At 49.2% G+C, this 17,650-nt stretch carries 21 protein-coding genes; 20 read left to right on the top strand and 1 reads right to left on the bottom strand.

What is annotated here, in order from left to right; all coding sequences use genetic code 11:
* Positions 1 to 16 precede the first annotated feature (16 nt).
* The 13 genes from ruvC to lysA all read left to right on the top strand — a co-directional run bounded on the left by ruvC (position 17) and on the right by lysA (position 10,389).
* Positions 17 to 517, top strand: coding sequence for a crossover junction endodeoxyribonuclease RuvC (gene ruvC, locus ACU70B_RS09965; protein WP_447183392.1), 501 nt, complete (start codon positions 17 to 19; stop codon positions 515 to 517).
* Positions 514 to 1,113: a Holliday junction branch migration protein RuvA gene (gene ruvA, locus ACU70B_RS09960; protein ID WP_447183391.1), complete on the top strand. Its 600-nt coding sequence runs from the start codon at positions 514 to 516 to the stop codon at positions 1,111 to 1,113. The genes ruvC and ruvA overlap by 4 nt, the downstream gene beginning before the upstream one ends.
* 14 nt (positions 1,114 to 1,127) lie before the next feature.
* Complete coding sequence (ruvB, locus tag ACU70B_RS09955; protein ID WP_447183390.1) at positions 1,128 to 2,159, top strand: Holliday junction branch migration DNA helicase RuvB; 1,032 nt, start codon at positions 1,128 to 1,130, stop codon at positions 2,157 to 2,159.
* Between the two features lie 24 nt (positions 2,160 to 2,183).
* Entirely contained in the window at positions 2,184 to 2,747 is a 564-nt protein-coding gene (locus ACU70B_RS09950) for an epoxyqueuosine reductase QueH (RefSeq protein ID WP_447183389.1), read from the top strand.
* A gap of 134 nt (positions 2,748 to 2,881) precedes the next feature.
* Entirely contained in the window at positions 2,882 to 3,106 is a 225-nt protein-coding gene (locus tag ACU70B_RS09945) for a DUF2905 domain-containing protein (RefSeq protein ID WP_447185750.1), read from the top strand.
* Between the two features lie 3 nt (positions 3,107 to 3,109).
* Positions 3,110 to 4,168 (top strand): tRNA preQ1(34) S-adenosylmethionine ribosyltransferase-isomerase QueA, encoded by a 1,059-nt coding sequence (queA, locus tag ACU70B_RS09940; protein ID WP_447183388.1) that lies wholly within the window; start codon positions 3,110 to 3,112, stop codon positions 4,166 to 4,168.
* An 18-nt stretch (positions 4,169 to 4,186) separates the two neighbouring features.
* A complete protein-coding gene (gene tgt / locus ACU70B_RS09935) occupies positions 4,187 to 5,293 on the top strand; it encodes a tRNA guanosine(34) transglycosylase Tgt (RefSeq protein WP_447183387.1) in 1,107 nt (368 codons plus the stop codon).
* A 62-nt stretch (positions 5,294 to 5,355) separates the two neighbouring features.
* Positions 5,356 to 5,628 carry a preprotein translocase subunit YajC gene (yajC, locus tag ACU70B_RS09930; RefSeq protein ID WP_447183386.1) on the top strand — a complete coding sequence of 91 codons (273 nt, stop codon included), beginning with the start codon at positions 5,356 to 5,358 and terminating at the stop codon, positions 5,626 to 5,628.
* 6 nt (positions 5,629 to 5,634) lie between these two features.
* Entirely contained in the window at positions 5,635 to 6,294 is a 660-nt protein-coding gene (locus ACU70B_RS09925) for an HD domain-containing protein (protein WP_447183385.1), read from the top strand.
* A gap of 33 nt (positions 6,295 to 6,327) precedes the next feature.
* Positions 6,328 to 7,536 carry a protein translocase subunit SecD gene (gene secD / locus ACU70B_RS09920; RefSeq protein WP_447183384.1) on the top strand — a complete coding sequence of 403 codons (1,209 nt, stop codon included), beginning with the start codon at positions 6,328 to 6,330 and terminating at the stop codon, positions 7,534 to 7,536.
* A 12-nt stretch (positions 7,537 to 7,548) separates the two neighbouring features.
* Entirely contained in the window at positions 7,549 to 8,391 is an 843-nt protein-coding gene (gene secF, locus ACU70B_RS09915) for a protein translocase subunit SecF (protein ID WP_447183383.1), read from the top strand.
* Between the two features lie 40 nt (positions 8,392 to 8,431).
* Positions 8,432 to 8,764, top strand: coding sequence for a LapA family protein (locus ACU70B_RS09910; protein ID WP_447183382.1), 333 nt, complete (start codon positions 8,432 to 8,434; stop codon positions 8,762 to 8,764).
* A gap of 245 nt (positions 8,765 to 9,009) precedes the next feature.
* The gene (gene lysA, locus ACU70B_RS09905) at positions 9,010 to 10,389 is read left to right on the top strand and encodes a diaminopimelate decarboxylase (protein WP_447185749.1); all 1,380 of its coding nucleotides are present in this window, start codon (positions 9,010 to 9,012) and stop codon (positions 10,387 to 10,389) included.
* A 38-nt stretch (positions 10,390 to 10,427) separates the two neighbouring features.
* Here the strand turns inward: lysA and ACU70B_RS09900 are convergent, their stop codons facing one another.
* A complete protein-coding gene (locus ACU70B_RS09900; protein ID WP_447183381.1) occupies positions 10,428 to 10,925 on the bottom strand; it encodes a DUF2889 domain-containing protein in 498 nt (165 codons plus the stop codon).
* 182 nt (positions 10,926 to 11,107) lie between these two features.
* Between ACU70B_RS09900 and ACU70B_RS09895 the strand changes: the two genes are divergently transcribed.
* The 7 genes from ACU70B_RS09895 (at position 11,108) to ytfJ (ending at position 17,468) form a co-directional block, all read left to right on the top strand.
* Entirely contained in the window at positions 11,108 to 13,741 is a 2,634-nt protein-coding gene (locus ACU70B_RS09895) for a CBS domain-containing protein (protein WP_447183380.1), read from the top strand.
* Positions 13,719 to 14,396 carry a site-2 protease family protein gene (locus tag ACU70B_RS09890; protein ID WP_447183379.1) on the top strand — a complete coding sequence of 226 codons (678 nt, stop codon included), beginning with the start codon at positions 13,719 to 13,721 and terminating at the stop codon, positions 14,394 to 14,396. The genes ACU70B_RS09895 and ACU70B_RS09890 overlap by 23 nt, the downstream gene beginning before the upstream one ends.
* A gap of 21 nt (positions 14,397 to 14,417) precedes the next feature.
* Complete coding sequence (locus ACU70B_RS09885; protein WP_447183378.1) at positions 14,418 to 15,149, top strand: segregation and condensation protein A; 732 nt, start codon at positions 14,418 to 14,420, stop codon at positions 15,147 to 15,149.
* Between the two features lie 162 nt (positions 15,150 to 15,311).
* Entirely contained in the window at positions 15,312 to 15,827 is a 516-nt protein-coding gene (gene scpB, locus ACU70B_RS09880) for an SMC-Scp complex subunit ScpB (RefSeq protein WP_447183377.1), read from the top strand.
* Between the two features lie 4 nt (positions 15,828 to 15,831).
* On the top strand, positions 15,832 to 16,407 hold the full coding sequence (locus tag ACU70B_RS09875; protein WP_447183376.1) for a DnaJ family domain-containing protein: 576 nt from the start codon (positions 15,832 to 15,834) through the stop codon (positions 16,405 to 16,407).
* Between the two features lie 61 nt (positions 16,408 to 16,468).
* A complete protein-coding gene (locus ACU70B_RS09870; RefSeq protein ID WP_447183375.1) occupies positions 16,469 to 17,089 on the top strand; it encodes a DUF2953 domain-containing protein in 621 nt (206 codons plus the stop codon).
* Positions 17,052 to 17,468, top strand: coding sequence for a GerW family sporulation protein (gene ytfJ, locus ACU70B_RS09865; RefSeq protein WP_447183374.1), 417 nt, complete (start codon positions 17,052 to 17,054; stop codon positions 17,466 to 17,468). Before ACU70B_RS09870 ends, ytfJ begins: the two co-directional genes overlap by 38 nt.
* Positions 17,469 to 17,650: the final 182 nt, after the last annotated feature.

Raw genomic sequence — 17,650 nt, 5'->3', positions numbered from 1 at the left:
TAGGGAAGGCGAAAAGATGAGAGCTTTGGGGATCGACCCGGGTACGGCTACAACCGGTTATGGCATAGTAGATTACCTGGCAGGCAGGGAAAAGCTGGTACACTACGGTACTATCAGGACAGCAGCGGAGATGGACATGCCGATTCGGCTTTGCCGGATAAAGGGTGAACTGGATAGGCTGCTGCAGGAGTACCAGCCGGACGTGGTGGCGGTAGAAGAACTGTTTTACCATCGCAACTCCAAGACGGTCATAACTGTGGCCCAGAGCCGGGGAGTAGTCCTGATGACCGCTGCTGCGGCCGGTCTGCCGATTGCGGAGTACACCCCCTTGCAGGTTAAACAATCTGTGGTAGGTTACGGCAATGCTGATAAAAGACAAGTGCAGATCATGGTGCAGCGGATTCTTGCTATGAATGAGATGCCCCGCCCGGATGATGCGGCGGACGCTCTGGCTGTTGCCATTTGCTGCCTGCATTCCTATCGCCTCTCCCGCTTCATAAAGGATGGGAATTTATGATTGCGCTGGTTAAGGGTTTTATATTCGAACAACGGGACGACATGGTTGTAGTGGACGTAAATGGAGTAGGCTATGAAATAATTATGTGTCCCCGGGCGGCAGCGAAACTGCCGGGCCGGGGCAAGAGCATACTGCTGTACACTCATCTGCAGGTGCTGGAAAATGAGTTTAAGCTCTATGGTTTCCTGGAAAAGGAAGAACTGCATCTTTTTAAGCGGCTGCTGGGCGTCTCCGGCATGGGAGCCAAAGGCGCCCTGAATATCCTGGATTTTATTGACCCCAGGGGTTTTTACCAGGCTATCGTCAGCCAGGATGAGAAACTGCTGGTGAAGATACCGGGTATCGGCAAGAAAAGCGCCGGCCGCCTGATTTTTGAGCTCAAGGATAAAATCGGGCAGGAACAGCTGGCGGTCTTACCCGACCGGGATGACAACAGCATAAATGATGTTTTGGAAGCCCTTGAAGCTTTGGGATACGGGCGCAGCGAGATTTTCCCCCTGGTTATGGAGATGCAGTCCCGGGGAGAACTGGGCGCCCATGTGGAAGAAAATTTGAAAAAGGTTCTTAAAGCCCGGGCCCTGCAGATGAAGGGCTAGGAGGGGGGATAAAGATGCAGGACGACGACAGGTTGATATCATCGCACTGGCGGGAGGAAGACGACAGTGCGGAATCCTCTATCCGGCCGTTAAGACTGGTTGATTACATAGGTCAGGACAAGGTGAAAGAGAATATCGGCATATTTATTGAAGCTGCCCAGGAGAGAGGGGAGAGCCTGGACCATGTGCTGTTGAGCGGCCCCCCGGGATTGGGCAAGACCACCCTGGCCAGTATTGTGGCAGCCGAGTTGGGAAAACCTATCCGCAAAACTTCAGGCCCGGCCATTGAGCGTCCGGGTGATTTGGCGGCCATATTGACTAATCTGGAGCCCGGAGAGATACTTTTTATCGACGAAATTCATCGTCTGAACCGCAGTGTGGAAGAGATCATGTACCCGGCCATGGAAGATAATGTTATCGATATAATAATCGGCAAAGGGCCGGCGGCCCGAACTTTGAGGCTGGATCTGCCTCCCTTTACCCTGATCGGGGCAACCACCCGCCCCGGGCTGTTAAGTTCCCCGCTCCGGGATCGGTTCGGCATAAACTGTCGTTTGGACTTTTATACGGTAAAGGACTTGAGTCGGATAATTCTCAGAGCCGCGGGAATTCTTGGCCTGACTATAGATGATGAGGGAGCCTGGGCCATCGGCCAGCGCTCCCGGGGGACGCCGCGGGTAGCCAACCGGCTCTTGAAAAGGGTGCGGGATTTTGCTCTGGTGCGGGCAGATGGTATAATTGACCGGGATGTGGCTTTGCGGGCCCTTGACTTGCTGGAGATAGACGCCCATGGACTGGATACCATGGATCGCCTGATACTGGAGGCCATTATTTATAAGTTCGGAGGCGGTCCGGTTGGGCTGGACACGCTGGCAGCAGCCGTATCCGAGGAAGGCGATACTTTAACCGATGTTTATGAGCCCTATCTGCTGAAGCTGGGTTTTATACAGAAAACCCCCCGCGGACGGGTTGCTACCGAGCACGCCTACCGCCACCTGGGCTGCCCGGAGCCAGAAAACCCGGAGGCCAACCTCTTTGAGGATTAACCGGTGAATAATAAGGTGATTTTTATGCCGAAAGTGCTTATTCATATTTGCTGCGGGCCCTGCGCCAGTTATCCGGTGCCGGTTTTACGGGAACAGGGATATGAGGTTATGGGATATTTCTATAACCCCAATATTCACCCTTACAGCGAGTACCTCAAGCGCCGGGAGGCTCTGGAGGAGTTTTCCCGCCAGACCGCTTTGCCGGTTATCTATGATGAAAAATACAACCCGGTACAGTATTTCCAGAATATCTCCTACCGGGAAAGCCGGCGCTGCCTGTTTTGCTACCGGCTGCGTCTGGAACAGGCAGCCCATATTGCCAAAAAGGGTAAATTCGATTATTTCACCACTACCCTGCTGGTAAGCAAATACCAAAAGCACCAGCTGATAAAGGAAGTGGGTGAGGTCATGGGGGAAAAATACGGAATACCGTTTCTCTACCAGGACTTTCGCGAGGGATTTAAAGAGACGGTTACGAGGTCGAAGGCGATGGGCCTCTACCGCCAGCAATACTGCGGCTGCCTCTACAGCGAGATGGAACGCTACGCCCCCCGCGATCTGGTCAGGGAAGTATTCCCTAAGGAATAGGGCTGGATAAAAAGGTCGGGCCAATTGTGATTCTACCGCAAAACTCGGTTCGGATGCATAAATATGCAGGAGCCGTTAGCCAATTATAAGTCAAAAACCGCGTGATTCCGATCCGGGGGGTATGGTGATTGGGTATGAACCTTGAGGCTATGGCGAAAATATTAATAGGGATCGGGTTATTTATCGTACTGGCGGGCATTATGCTGTATGGGCTGTCCCGCCTGGGAGCATACGGCATAAAGATACCAGGGGATGTTTATATCAAAAAGGGAAACTTCAGTTTTTATTTTCCGGTAGTATCGTGCCTCATAATAAGCCTGCTCCTTACTTTGATCATTAATCTGATAGGCAGGCGTTAATATATGCTGAAAGACATGAACGACAATCTTTATGATCTGCAGAGCTACCAGTTTGATTTACCGGCGGATTTGATAGCCCAATACCCGGCTGAACCACGGGACCAGTCCCGTTTGCTGGTTCTTGACCGGAATAGCGGAGGCGTACGCGGCCTTCATTTCCGGGATATTATTGGTTATCTGCAGCCTGGCGATACCCTGGTGCTTAATAATACCAGGGTCATTCCGGCCCGGCTTTATGGAACCAAGGAAAGCGGAGCCAGGGTGGAGATGCTCCTGCTCAGCCGGCGCGGCGAATGGTGGGAAGCCTTGGTCAGACCGGCCAAACGCCTTAAGGCGGGCAGCAGGGTGATTCTTGACGGTGATGCCGGGGTCGAGGCGGAGATAATGGAGGAACTGGATAATATGGCCGGAGGGAGGCTGCTCAGGCTTAAAAATTGCCCTGATGAAACGGCCTTTATCGACCGGGTGGGCAGGATGCCTCTGCCGCCGTACATCAACCGTCCGGCGGAAAAATCCGATAACAGCAGTTATCAAACGGTTTACGCCCGGGAAAGAGGTTCGGCCGCCGCCCCTACCGCCGGTCTGCATTTTACCGCCAGCCTGCTGGAACAGATCGGGGCAAAGGGGGTTAACCTGGCTTATATTTTACTTCATGTGGGATTGGGCACCTTTCGCCCGGTTAGCAACGGAGACATCAGGCAGCATGAAATGCATCATGAATATTACCGCATAGAAGAGGAAACTGCCGCCTTGCTCAACCAAACCAGGTTAGCCGGTAAAAATATTGTTGCTGTGGGGACGACCGTGGTGAGGACGCTGGAAACAGTATATAATAAGCATGGTTTTTCCGCCGGCGAAGGCCGGACCAACAAGTTTATCTATCCCGGCTATGAATTTAAGGCGGTGGACAGGATGGTAACCAACTTCCATCTGCCCGGTTCGTCACTGATCATGCTGGTGGCAGCTTTTGCCGGCTACGATAGAACCATAGCAGCCTATCGCCATGCGGTACAAAACCGTTACCGGTTTTTCAGTTACGGTGATGCCATGCTGATAATATAGTTGTTTTAGGAGAAGGCGATGTTTCAATTTGAAATCCTCAAGCGGGATGAAAGCAGTGCCGCTCGTCTGGGGCGGATAACGACCGGACACGGGATCGTCGACACCCCGGTCTTCATGCCGGTGGGGACCCAGGCTACGGTAAAGACCCTTACCCCGGAAGACCTGTATGAGATAGGAGTGCAGATCATGCTCTCCAATACCTATCATCTCTATTTGCGCCCGGGTGAAGAACTGGTCAAGAAAGCAGGAGGACTGCACCGCTTCATGAACTGGAAAGGCAGCGTCTTGACTGACAGCGGTGGTTTTCAGGTGTTCAGTCTGGCTAAATTGAGGCGCATAAGTGATGAGGGGGTATATTTTAATTCTCATATCGACGGTTCGGTGCATTTTCTCAACCCGGAAAAGGTTATGGAAATAGAGCAGAAATTGGGGGCCGATATTGCCATGTGCTTTGACGAATGTGCTCCCTATCCCTGCAGCTACGAAGAAGCCGATAGGGCAGTGGCCAGAACATCTCTCTGGGCCAGGCGCTGCCGGGAGTCGCACCGGCGGGAAGACCAGACCCTTTTTGCGATTGTCCAGGGCAATGTTTTTCCTGGCCTCAGGGAAAAAAGCGCCCGGGAACTTATGCGGCTGGATTTTCCGGCCTATGCCGTTGGGGGGCTCAGCGTTGGCGAGCCTAAAGAAGATATGTATAATATACTGGAACTGATGAATGACCTGCTGCCCGATACCAAACCCAGATATCTGATGGGGGTTGGTACTCCGGAGGATCTTTTGGAAGGGGTGAAAAGGGGGGTGGACATGTTTGATTGTGTACTGCCCACCCGTTTGGCCCGGCATGGAACCGCATATACCGCCGAAGGCAGGATCACGGTGCGCAATGCCTTCTATGCCGATGACTTCTCCCCCCTGGACGGCTCCTGTGAGTGCTATGTCTGTCGCAACTATAGCCGGGCTTATCTGAGACATCTGGTTAAGGCTGAAGAGATGCTGGCGCACAGGCTGCTTAGCTACCATAATGTTTACTTTCTGGTTAAATTGATGGAAAATATAAGAAGCGCTATTAAAGCAGGAAGTTTTTCAGCTTTTTACCACCATTTTTTTAGTACGTACAGGTTTTGACAAGAGGATTCAGCCTGTAGGTGAGGAATATTAATAAAGTTTGCTAAGGAGTGATCAAACAGATGAGTAGTAACCAAAGTTGGGTGTCTATGCTGATTTACTTAGGGGCGTTTATAGCAATATTTTATTTCTTCCTGATAATGCCCCGCAAAAAAGAGGAAAAAAAGCACAAGTCCCTGCTGGAAAGCCTCAAGAAAGGAGATAAAGTGGTATCTATCGGCGGAATTAACGGAACCATCAGCCGCATCAAGGATGATACCGTAATGTTAAAGGTCAATGAAAACAACGAAATTGAATTGCTGAAAAAAGCTGTGGCCTACAAGATTGAGGATTAATAGGCCATGGTAAGCCTGGAGGATGTCAAGCGGAACCGGGTGGTAAAAATTTTCATTGAAAAGGGTAATGAACATCTCGGTGTAATGGGATATACTGATCACGGGTATCTGCATTTATCCCTGGTAAGCCGGCTCAGTCAGGAGATAATGCTTAAACTGGGTTATGAGCAGCGTACAGCCGAGCTTGCGGGGATTGCGGGTTATATACACGACCTGGGTAACGTAATCAATCGTAATGGGCACAGTCAGAGCGGAGCCCTGATGGCGCAGGAGATTCTGCGCCGTATGGGTATGGATGTCAAAGAAGTAGCTATAATATGTGCAGCGATCGGCAACCATGATGAAGGCAGCGGACACCCCGTTAACGAGGTGGCGGCGGCTCTTATCCTGGCTGACAAATCGCATGTACATAGAAACCGGGTGCGCAACCAGGATGTTGCAACTTTTGATATCCACGATCGGGTAAATTACGCCGTGGAATATTCGATCTTAAACATTGATGAGGAGAATCGGGTGATTACCATGGAACTGGCTATCGATACCAGTATCTGCCCGGTAATGGAATACTTTGAAATCTTCCTGAGCCGCATGCTTATGTGCCGCCGGGCCGCCAATTTTTTAAACTGTGAATTTGAATTGATTATTAATGGAGCCAGGTTATTATAGAAGGCTAAAGTAGTTGGAAGGAGGATACGAACGGTGCAGGAGAAAAGCCCCAGTATTCTGGTTATCTCAGTGATTGTAATCGCACTGGGCTTATTGACCTATTTTCTTTACCAGCCCATTTTGAAAAACCTCAATCTGGGCCTGGATTTAAGAGGGGGACTTCGGGTGGTTCTTGAAGCCCAGGAGAAAAAGGGTCAGGAGGTAACACCGGATACAATTCAAAAGGCAGTTGGGATACTGCGAGACCGGGTTGACAAACTGGGAGTAAAGGAGACAGCTCTCTATCCCCAGGGAAAAAACCGGGTGGTAGTTGAGATAGCTGGTGAAGACGACCCCGAAGCTGCGGTCGATATTCTGAAGAATACCGCCCAGCTTGAATTTTGGGATGTTGACAACAAGGTGCTGGTAACCGGCAAGCATCTTAAAGATGCCCAGGCCCGCATCAGCCAGGACAAGCAGGGCGCGGAGGTGCTGATTGACTTCGATAAAGAAGGCAGCAAGCTTTTTGCCGAAGCGACCTCAAACAATGTGGGAAAACCAATCAAGATTGTTCTTGATGGCAAGGTAATTCAAGCTCCCACGGTGGACGAACCTATAACCGACGGAAGTGCCCGCATAACCGGGGGATACACGGCGAAAGAAGCTCAGGATCTGGCGGTATTGCTGCGTTCCGGAGCCCTGCCGGTCAGCTTTAAAGTAATAGAAAAAAGGTCGGTTGGCCCTACCCTGGGGGCCGATTCCCTTAACAAGAGCATAAAGGCCGGGATTATAGGACTTATTGCCATACTCATTTTTATGCTGGGTTATTATCGCCTGCCCGGATTGGTGGCAGATTTATCCCTGGTGCTGTATTCACTGCTGGTTCTGGGCACCATGTCGCTCTTGGGGGCAGTTCTGACCTTGCCGGGCATAGCCGGTTTTGCCCTATCGATTGGCATGGCCCTGGACGCCAACATAATTATCTATGAGCGACTGAAAGAAGAACTGCGCTATGGCAAAACCATGCAGGCAGCCATAGATGCCGGGTTCAAGCGAGCCTTCTGGGCCATCTTTGACTCCAACCTCACTACCCTGATTAGCGCCATTGTTCTGATGTACCTGGGAACAGGACCGGTAAAAGGTTTTGCCGTCACCCTCTCTATCGGTGTCGTAGCCAGTATGCTGACAGCTCTTACCTTTACCCGTTACCTGTTGGGCGTGACTGCCAATATCTCGAAAAATAAAAAACTATACGGAGTGTAAGGGGGGAGAAAAATGCAGTTTTTTATAGAAAAACGAAAGATATTCTATATCATATCTTTATTGATTATTATACCGGGATTAGTTTCCCTGGTTACCAAAGGACTGAATCTGGGGATTGACTTTACCGGGGGATCTATAGTTCAGGTAAAAATGGAATCTTCCGTGCAATCTGCAGAGGTTCGGAGCGTATTAAAGAAAATCGGGCTGGAGAGAGCTGATGTAAGCAAGAGCGGCAGCGAATTTTTAATCCGCACCACCGAGCTCGATCAGGAACAGACCCGGGAATTGCTGGACGCCCTTGAAAGCAAGTTTAAGAATGTGGAATTCCTGGGTGCTGAAAGCGTAGGGGCTTCCATCGGCAAAGAGCTTGCCAACAAGGCGCTGATGGCTGTCATTATTGCCGCTCTGGCCATGCTGGTCTACATCTCTCTGCGCTTTGAATGGACTTTTGGGGTATCGGCGGTTATAGCCGAAATACACGACATATTGTTCGTATTAGGCATTTTCTCCATTTTTCAATGGGAGATCAACACCCCCTTTATAGCCGCCATGCTGACCATAGTAGGTTACTCCATCAACGACACCATAGTAATCTTTGACCGTATCAGGGAGAACCTGCGCCTGAAGCGTAAGGAAGACCGGGCCAATCTGGTTAATCGCAGTATTTTCCAGTCGCTTACCCGTTCCATCAATACGGGTTTGACCAGTCTGTTTGCCCTGATCGCCCTCTTTGCGTTCGGCGGCGGCAACATCAAGTATTTTGTTCTGACTATGATTATAGGTTTTATTATCGGGGCTTATTCCTCTATTTTTGTTGCCAGCCCGATATGGTATGATCTCAAGAATCGTGCTTAAAGCCTGGTGAATTCTTGAGCTTGGGAAATGGGGTATGGCCATGCAGGTTTATTTGCTGGGAGCACTGCTGTTTTTTGTGGCTTTGGCCGTATTTGTCTTTCAAAATACCGCTATGGTGACAGTGCATTTTCTCAACTGGGTCTCGCCGGATGTGTCGTTGGCGGTAGTGGTATTGATTGCAGCCTGCGCAGGAGCCCTGGTTACCTTCCTGGTAGACAGTTTTCGTTATTTTAAGATAGCCAAACGAATCAAAGAATTGACCGGCATGAACAAAAAACTGCAGAATGAAGTCAGAGATCTGAAAAACCGGTCTTCCAAAGAAAAAAAAGGGGAAAAGAAGGCCGAACCCGATCCAGGGCAAGGGCCCGAATAATAACAACAGCTTAATATCGACAGAAAAAGGAATTTCCGGGCCAAAATGGCCCGGATTTCATATTATATATAGGTTAAGAAAGGAAAGTGAAGGTTACATTAATTATATGAAAATTGCAACAATTTTACCATATGGTTACAGCATTTGACGAAATGTATAATGTATATCTGTCCGGTAAGATTGACCGTCTATCAGGCGGAATGTTAAAATAAGCACTACTTGCAACAGTCGGGGGAGTGGATTTTTTGCATTTGACCGGAACCATGAAAATAAATAACCGGGGGCACCTGGAAATAGGAAATGTCGACAGCCTGGAACTGGTTAGAGATTTTGGCACCCCGTTATGGGTTATTGACGAAGCCGGATTGCGCCAGAATTGCCGCAGCCTGAAGCAGGCGTTTGCCAGGCTGGGTGAATCGCTGGTCATATATGCCGGCAAAGCCCTTTGCACCTCCGCTATATGCAGGGTAATAGCCGATGAGGGGCTGGGTCTGGATGTGGTATCCGGTGGTGAACTTTATACTGCTGTCAAAGCCGGTTTTCCGGCAGAAAAGATTTTTTTTCACGGCAACAACAAGAGCCGGGAAGAAATAGTTATGGCCGTACAGGCAGGAACAGGCCGCATAGTGGTGGATAATTTTTACGAGCTTAAGCTTCTGGACACCATATGCGCCGAGCTGGGCAGGAAGCAGGATATATTACTGCGAATCACGCCGGGAGTGGAAGCCCATACCCATGAATATATTCAGACCGGACAGATAGACTCGAAGTTTGGTTTTACTTTGCCCGACGGGCAGGCTATGGAAGGGGTAATAGAAGCCTTAAGCAGAGAGAATGTCAACCTTGTGGGGCTGCATTGTCACATTGGTTCGCAAATCTTCGCCATGAGTTCTTTTCAGTACACCGCTTCTATAATGATGGATTTTATGGCCGAAGTAAAGAAACGTGCCGGTTACGAACTTGATGAACTGGATATGGGCGGAGGTTTCGGCATCTATTACTACCCCGGAGATGAGATCTGTGATCCTGAAGACTGGGCCGAAGCGGTGATGCTTACGGTAGAAGCCAAAGCCGGGGAGTTAGGTATTAAGCGCCCCCGGGTAATAGTCGAACCCGGCCGCTCCATTGCCGGCTCGGCAGGAATTACCCTGTATACGGCCGGTTCCGTCAAGGAGGTAACCGGAATAAGAAAATACCTGGCGGTGGACGGGGGCATGGGCGACAATATCCGCCCCGCACTCTACGGCTCTCAATATAGCGCTGTTATTGCCAACCGGGCTGCGGAAGAGCCCGCCGAGAAGGTGTCTATTGCCGGCAAGTGCTGTGAATCAGGAGATATGCTGATCTGGGATGCAGAGCTGCCGCCGGTAAATCCCGGGGACATTATAGCTGTTTTTGCCACCGGAGCCTATAATTATACCATGTCCAGCAATTATAACCGTCTGCCTCGACCGGCAATGGTTTTGGTTAACAACGGCTCTGCCGACCTCATTCTAAAAAGAGAAAGCTATGAAGATTTAATCAGAAATGATATTATTCCTGGCAGGCTGGGAAAAGAGATTAACGCAGACCCAAGTGTATGGAATTTACACAGCTGTAATAAAGTCGGGCCACGAATTACATGATAGATATGCGGTGGCTGTTTGAAGCAAAAAAAAGGGGGTTATTCCCCCTCTTTTTTACGGTTGAAAACATTTTTGATATCATCCTGAAACTTATCCAGAGCATCCGGCTGCGAGAAGTATATGCAGCAGTCCTTGTAAGCTTGCTGCCAGAATGTCCACCGTTGATTGTACTCTTCGGGGTCTACCCACTCCGGGATTTCACGGGCCGCACAATTTAAGGCTGCCGTTAAAGAATACTGTGCCAGTTCCCCTATGTGCATGCAGCCCTTCTGGCTCATGATTTTTTCTCTGATGGTTCTGATATAACCGTTACCGGCCTTCAGCCCTACCAGTTCCTTTATGACCTCCACACCCTGCTGACAGATGTCAAAAGGCGCCGCTGCCACCTCGACGTCGGCTTCCAGAACTTCATAGGAAAGGAAGTCGAAAAGTATGCGGGTGCGAATATCGTGGATGTCATCCTTCCACTGACCCTGCACTTCATAGCCCCGGAAAGGCACCAGGTTTACTTTATAACGTTCCAGTTTCTCGTACAAATTTATTGCCCCCTGTTAAAAAACATATATGGACTATTATAGGAAATTGAATCAAGTAAAATCAAGTGCGCAGGAAATTGCCGAAAATTCTGTATTTTTAACCATAACGGGCTGTGGCGGCTTGGTACCATAGACGGGGCGGTTGTGATATAATGCTCTTAACTTATTGGGGGGAGAAAAACTTGGAAATAATAACTTCGCACAATGCTCTCGATTTTGACGGTCTGGCGTCAATGGTTGCAGCAGGAAAACTTTACCCGGCAGCGGTGAAGGTCTTTTCGGGAACATTATCTAAAAACGTAAAAAAGTTCATGGCTCTGTACAAAGATTTATTGATGATTAAAACTCCCCGGGAGCTTGATTTGAATCAGGTCAGCCGGATGATTGTGGTTGATACCGCTAACATCAACCGTCTGGGGCATTTACGGGAAATAGCCGCCCGGTCCGATGTGGATTTTTTGATTTATGACCATCATCCGGCTGCTTTTGACGACTTAAGCCGGGGGGCAAGAGAAATACATCAGGTCGGAGCCGCGACCACTATCCTGGTTGAAGAGATCATAGCCCGGAACATAAGCATCAGTGCTTTTGACGCTACTATTTTAGCCCTGGGTATATATGAAGATACGGGCAGCCTTCTCTTTACTTCAACTACCCCTCGTGATCTGAGCGCAACCGCATTTTTACTGAGCAAGGGGGCTAATCTGTCGGTGGTCGCCAATTTTATGGATCAGCCGTTTTCAGGTGAACAAAGGCAGCTTCTGCAGGTTTTGCTCAATAATGTGCAGCACTATCGGATCAACAATCTGGATGTAGTTGTCGCCGTGTCGGAAACAGATGAGTTTATTCCCGGTCTGGATGCGGTAACCTACCGGTTGTTTGAAGTGGAAAACAGTGACGTCATATTTGTTTTTGCTTTAATGGAGGGCAAGGTTAACGTGGTCGCCCGCAGCCGCAACAGCAATGCCAGAGTTAACGAGACTTTGCGTGTACTGGGGGGGAGGGGGCATGAAAAGGCAGCTTCGGCTATCGTAAAAAATAAATCCACCCAGGAGGCAGTAGATATCATCTTGCAGCAGTTGGGCAATATCAATCCGGGGCTTCTGGCCCGTGATATTATGTCTACACCGGTAAAAACCGTACCTACTCATTTTACTATGGAGGAAGCGGGCAGAATAATGCTGCGCTACGGTCATACCGGTATGCCGGTGGTCGAAGGACAGACTATGGTGGGAGTAATATCGCGCCGTGACGTCGATAAGGCCAATCTGCACAATCTGGGGCATGCACCGGTAAAAGGGTTTATGACGTCCAACATACTTCAAACCTCTTCCGACACCCCGGTGGGAGAACTGCAGAAGATTATGGTGGACAATGACATTGGACGCTTGCCGGTTGTCGATAATGGCAGACTGGTGGGAATAGTATCCCGTACTGACATATTAAGAACCTTGCATGGGGACGATTATCCGGAAGATCATGAGGTTCTTTACTCTCTGGGCGGGGAAGAACTGAATTGCCTGAGTATGATGGAGGAGCGGCTGCCCGCCAAGATTCTGGCGATACTCCGGCTGGCCGGTCAGATAGCTGATAATCTGGGCAGTACCGTATACTGTGTGGGGGGGTTTGTACGCGATTTCCTGCTGCAGGTTCCCAATTTTGACCTGGACCTGGTGGTAGAAGGAAACGGTGAGGAACTGGCGGCCGGTTTGGCCGAAAGACTGGGGGGCAAAAAACGTATTCATGAGCGCTTTCGCACCGCTGTGATCATCCTGCCCGATGGCGCCAAGATAGATGTGGCTACAGCCAGAACCGAATACTATGAATTTCCCGCTGCTCTGCCCCGGGTGGAAAAATCCTCTATCCGTGAGGATCTATACCGGCGTGATTTTACTATCAATACACTGGCTATCTACCTTAATCCCGATTGTTTCGGAGATCTTATCGATTACTTCGGAGGGCGCCGGGATTTGGAAAAGGGAATAATCCGCATCCTCTACAACCTCAGTTTTGTTGAGGACCCTACCCGTATCTTAAGGGCGATCCGCTTTGAGCAGCGTTATAGCTTTACCATAGAGCCGGATACTTTGCGTTTTGCCACTGATGCCATAGAACGGCGTATGCTGGGCAAATTATCTTACAAGCGCATCCTGCATGAGCTGATTCTGATACTGAGCGAAAAGGACCCGGGCAACTCCCTGGATCGGATGAAAGAAATCGGGTTATGGAAATATATCCTGCCCGAGGTGAAGCTGGAACACCTTAACCGGGTTACGCTGAAACGCATATCCATAGTGGTAGCCTGGCTGGAGGAGCGCTATTATCCTGTCAACGTAAAGTCCTGGCTGGTTTATATCCTGGTTCTGCTGGCTCGTTTGAGTGATGACGAGGTAGAGGGGGTCCTGGTGCGCTATCCTTTCGATAATTATGCCATACGGGCAATTAGAGAGTCCCGCCAGGTACCGGCCACCGCGGAGCTCCTTACCCAAAACGACCGTCTGGCGCCCCACCGGGTTGATAAAATATTAGGCGAGTGGACTCGGGAAAACATAGTATACCTGTTGCTTCTGGTTCGCGATGAGGCTGCCTGGGATAACCTGGTTCATTATCTTGACCGTAAGGAACGGGTCCAGATTGAAATAAACGGGAATGACCTTAAAGAAATGAGTATAAAAGAAGGCCCGGTATATCGTATGATTTTTGATAGGCTCTACCAGCTCAAACTCGACGGACTGATCCTCAACCGCGAGGACGAACTGGTTCAGGTGAAGAGATGGATGGAGGAAGGTAAATTTGCTGACAAAATGGTTGATTGAATCCGCAATCTGGTTACCGGCGATACTGATTGCTCTGACCTTTCACGAATACGCCCATGGCAGGGTGGCATACCACCTGGGGGACGATACTGCTTATCTCCAGGGCAGACTAACCCTTAATCCGGTTCCCCATATAGATCTGGTGGGATTCCTGATGCTGCTCTTTTTTAAATTCGGCTGGGCCAAACCGGTACAGGTAAACCCCTATAACTTTGCCAAGAGCGGTATAAAGAGCGGAATGATGCTGGTTTCTCTGGCTGGTCCGGGGATGAATTTGTTATTGGCTTTTGCTGCCATGGTAATGTTAAAAATCTGGGGTTTTCCCCTGGATATCAATTCTTTTTTCTATATCATCGGTAATTTGAATTCCGCCGTTGCCCAGCTTAATGTGTTTACCGGCCTGGCCCTTATTCTTTATACCCTGGTATACATTAACCTGATACTGGCCGTATTCAATCTTATCCCACTGCCGCCCCTGGACGGCTCCAAAATTCTGGCCGGGTTGCTGCCCGACTCCGGAGCCCGGTTAATATACTCACTGGAGGCCTATGGACCTTTAATTCTTCTGCTTTTAATCATAACCGGCGCGTTTTCCAAGATTTTGATACCTATGGTGACCTTGATGTATTCTTTATTCAGCGGCTTACTCATGTAAAATATGACTGGAGGTAGCTAATTGGAGTACCTGGTTGACCTGGAGGCTTTTCACGGGCCCCTGGATTTATTGCTCTATCTGGTGGAAAAGAATCAGGTGGATATCTATGATATACCTATTGCGGTTATCAGTGAGCAATACCTGGAATATCTGCAAGCCAGCGGCGGTTTTGATTTGGAACGCTTGGGCGATTTCTTGCTGATGGCATCTTATCTGCTTAGTATCAAGTCCAAGCTGCTGCTCCCCGCCGGTGTACTGGAAGCCGAGGAGGACGAGGAACTGCCTGATCCCCGCCAGGAACTGATAGAGAAGCTGCTGGCCTACAAACAGTTCAAGGAGGTTGCCGGATGGCTAGAGAACCGGCAAAGCGGCTCCGTTGAGCGCATTTACTACCGGGATGAGCAGCCGGGCAGCCAATCCCGGGAGGAGCTGGTGGCAGATCTGCGGTCTCTGGTTAAGGCTTATAAGGCTGCACTTGAAGCTATTACTGAAACCGTTGATGACTATGAAATACCTCAGGGGGATGTTAATGTCAGCGAAAAAATGGAAGAGATCCTGGAACGTCTGCAAAAGGTGCCTCAAGGTATCGTATTCCAAAAGCTGTTTATCGGAGTTGTCAGCCGCAGGGAAGCCTTAGCCCTATTTCTGGCCCTGCTGGAGCTGATCCGCCTGCAGCAGGTAGAAGCCGCTCAAGGGAATCCCTTTGCTGATATAGAAATAAGATTGATAGACGCAGATTACACGGATTTATAATATACACAGATTTTTAAAAATTTCCCCCTTTATTGACCGCCCATGGCCGGGAGCCGCAACCAAAATATGAAAATAGTCCAACGGTTCTTTTTTGACGCGGGATTCCGAAATCTGCGCCTATTTTCGTATCAAAGATCAGTTACTGGAAAAGGCGGTGATGTGATGTTAATGCCGGATGAAATAAAGGCATGTGTGGAAGCCATTCTTTTTATGCGCTCGGAACGGGTGGGCCTGGATGAACTGGTTGAACTGCTGGAGGTTCCGCTGTTAGACCTTAAAGTCTTATTGGATGAAATGATTCTGGAGTATAATAAAAATAGCAGGGGAATACAAATTATAGCGGTTGATGGCGGTTACCTGATGTGTACCCGCCCTGAATACGCCGGCATTTTGACCCGGGTAGACCAACCGGCCCGGAAACGCTTGTCATCCTCGGCTATGGAAACCCTGGCTATAATAGCTTACCGCCAACCGGTAAGCAGAGCTGAAATAGATAAAATCAGGGGAGTTAAATCGGAAAAAACCATTCATAATCTGTTGGAAAAAGGCTTGATTGAAGAAGCGGGCCACAGGGAGACGATTGGTAGACCAGTCATTTATGCGACTACGGATGAGTTTCTGCGTTTGTTTGGCCTGGTCAGTCTGAAAGAGTTGCCGGTGCTTAAGGGGGATGCTTAGCATAATGGCGGAAAAACCACTGGATGAAGAAATTAAAATTGCGGCCCAGAAAGCTCGCAAGCTGGCTCGCTATATGAGCAGCACGGAGGACTTGGTGGAAAGGCAGATTGAAAAGGCTCGCCAGCGGGGGGATTTCGATAATCTAAAGGGAGCGGGCAAACCCGTGAGCCTGGAGGAAAACCCCTTTGAGCCTGCAGAACTGCGTATGGCATTTAAAATCTTGAAGGATAACGACTTTGCCCCCTATTGGATAGAGCTGGGCAAGGAAATTGATAATGACGTAAGCAGATTCTGGAAAGAGGTTGAACATTTTAAACAGTATACCAAAATCTTTTATCAAGACCGGCACAGCCCATCTGCCAACGAACGCTATGAAAAGAAGAAGGCCTACTTTTATTTCGAGCAGCGTCTGACTTTGGAAAAAATAAATAAAAAAATATTGAACTACAACCTGCATTGTCCTACCTTCAGGCTGGGTCGGGGCAGTTTAATAATAGATGATGAGATGTATAGGGTAATTAGCCAGGTTGAGAAGTTGATTGCAGAGCTGCAGGAGCCCGGCAAGTCCAGACAGCCTTAGCCTGTATCCGTATAAAGAACAGCAGCGAGGGGATAATATGGCAAGATAGGAAGGATAAGATATGCTGGGCTTATACATCTGTACAGGTTTTGTCCTGGCAGTTTTGTTATTTTCGCTGTTATACATAAAAGTAAGGATAAACCTGGAGTTCTATACCAGCCCCGGGAATACCATGCTGGCCGTAAATATAAGCTCAATTTTCAGCCGATTGCAGAGAAGGTATCCTCTGCGGGATATCAGCGCCATTCTTAACTATGCCACTGAAGCCTGGAAAAGGCGCCAGGAAAAAAAGGAAGAACCGTCCGGGAGTAAAAAAGGCAAGCTTTCGCCCGGCGCCTACTACTCCCTGGCGACGTTCGCCATGAAGCGCATGGTAGTAGAAAGATTAGACTGGAAGAGTTACATTGGTTTAAACGATGCTATGTATACAGCTTTAAGCAGTGGCGGACTATGGGCGGTAAAAGGCATATTCACGGGCCTGTTGAGCAGCAAAACCCGGCTGCAGGATATTAATTTGCAGGTTGAGCCTGATTTTAATAGCGATAAGCTGGTCAGCCATATATACTGTATATTAAAGATGCGGATAGTACATATTATCCTTATAGCATTCTATTTTCTTGTTTTAGCAGTCAGGGGGTATATAAATGGATACAGAACAGGAAAAGCAGACCCATCCCATTGAAGCACTTATGAAAACGGCCATGCAGGCAATTAAAGAAATGGTGGATGTAAATACCGTAGTCGGTGATGCGGTGGAGACCAATGATGGTACCGTCATTATTCCCATATCCCAGGTTGCCTGTGGTTTTGCCGCCGGTGGCGGTGAATACGAAACTTTAAGCACGTCGAAGTCATCGGCCCTGCCCTTCGGAGGGGGCAGCGGCGCCGGAGTATCAGTAAAACCGGTAGGTTTTCTGGTGGTCCGAATGAATGATGTACGGCTTATATCGGCTTCCGGCAACCAACTGGCAGAAAGGCTGATCGATATAATCCCTCAGGTGCTCGACAAGTGTGATAATATGCGTGCCAGACATACCCGGAAAAACAGTGAGGAATATTAGAACGGTGTCCGGGGGGGGGGCAGATACCGGGTATAAACTGGTACCTGTCCCCTTTTTGGCTGTTTAAACCCGGTAACAAGTGTGTCGGGAGAGGCTCTGTGTTCAGGCCTGTCAGCGAATGGCCGCAACACGGATTAAAAGAGATAAAGGCGAGGGAAAGCGAAGGTATGCTCCTGACCCGG

This window comes from Syntrophomonas curvata (assembly GCF_052976825.1).
Note: the sequence above shows the minus strand (reverse complement) of the source record. Positions and strands in the feature narration are given on the sequence as shown.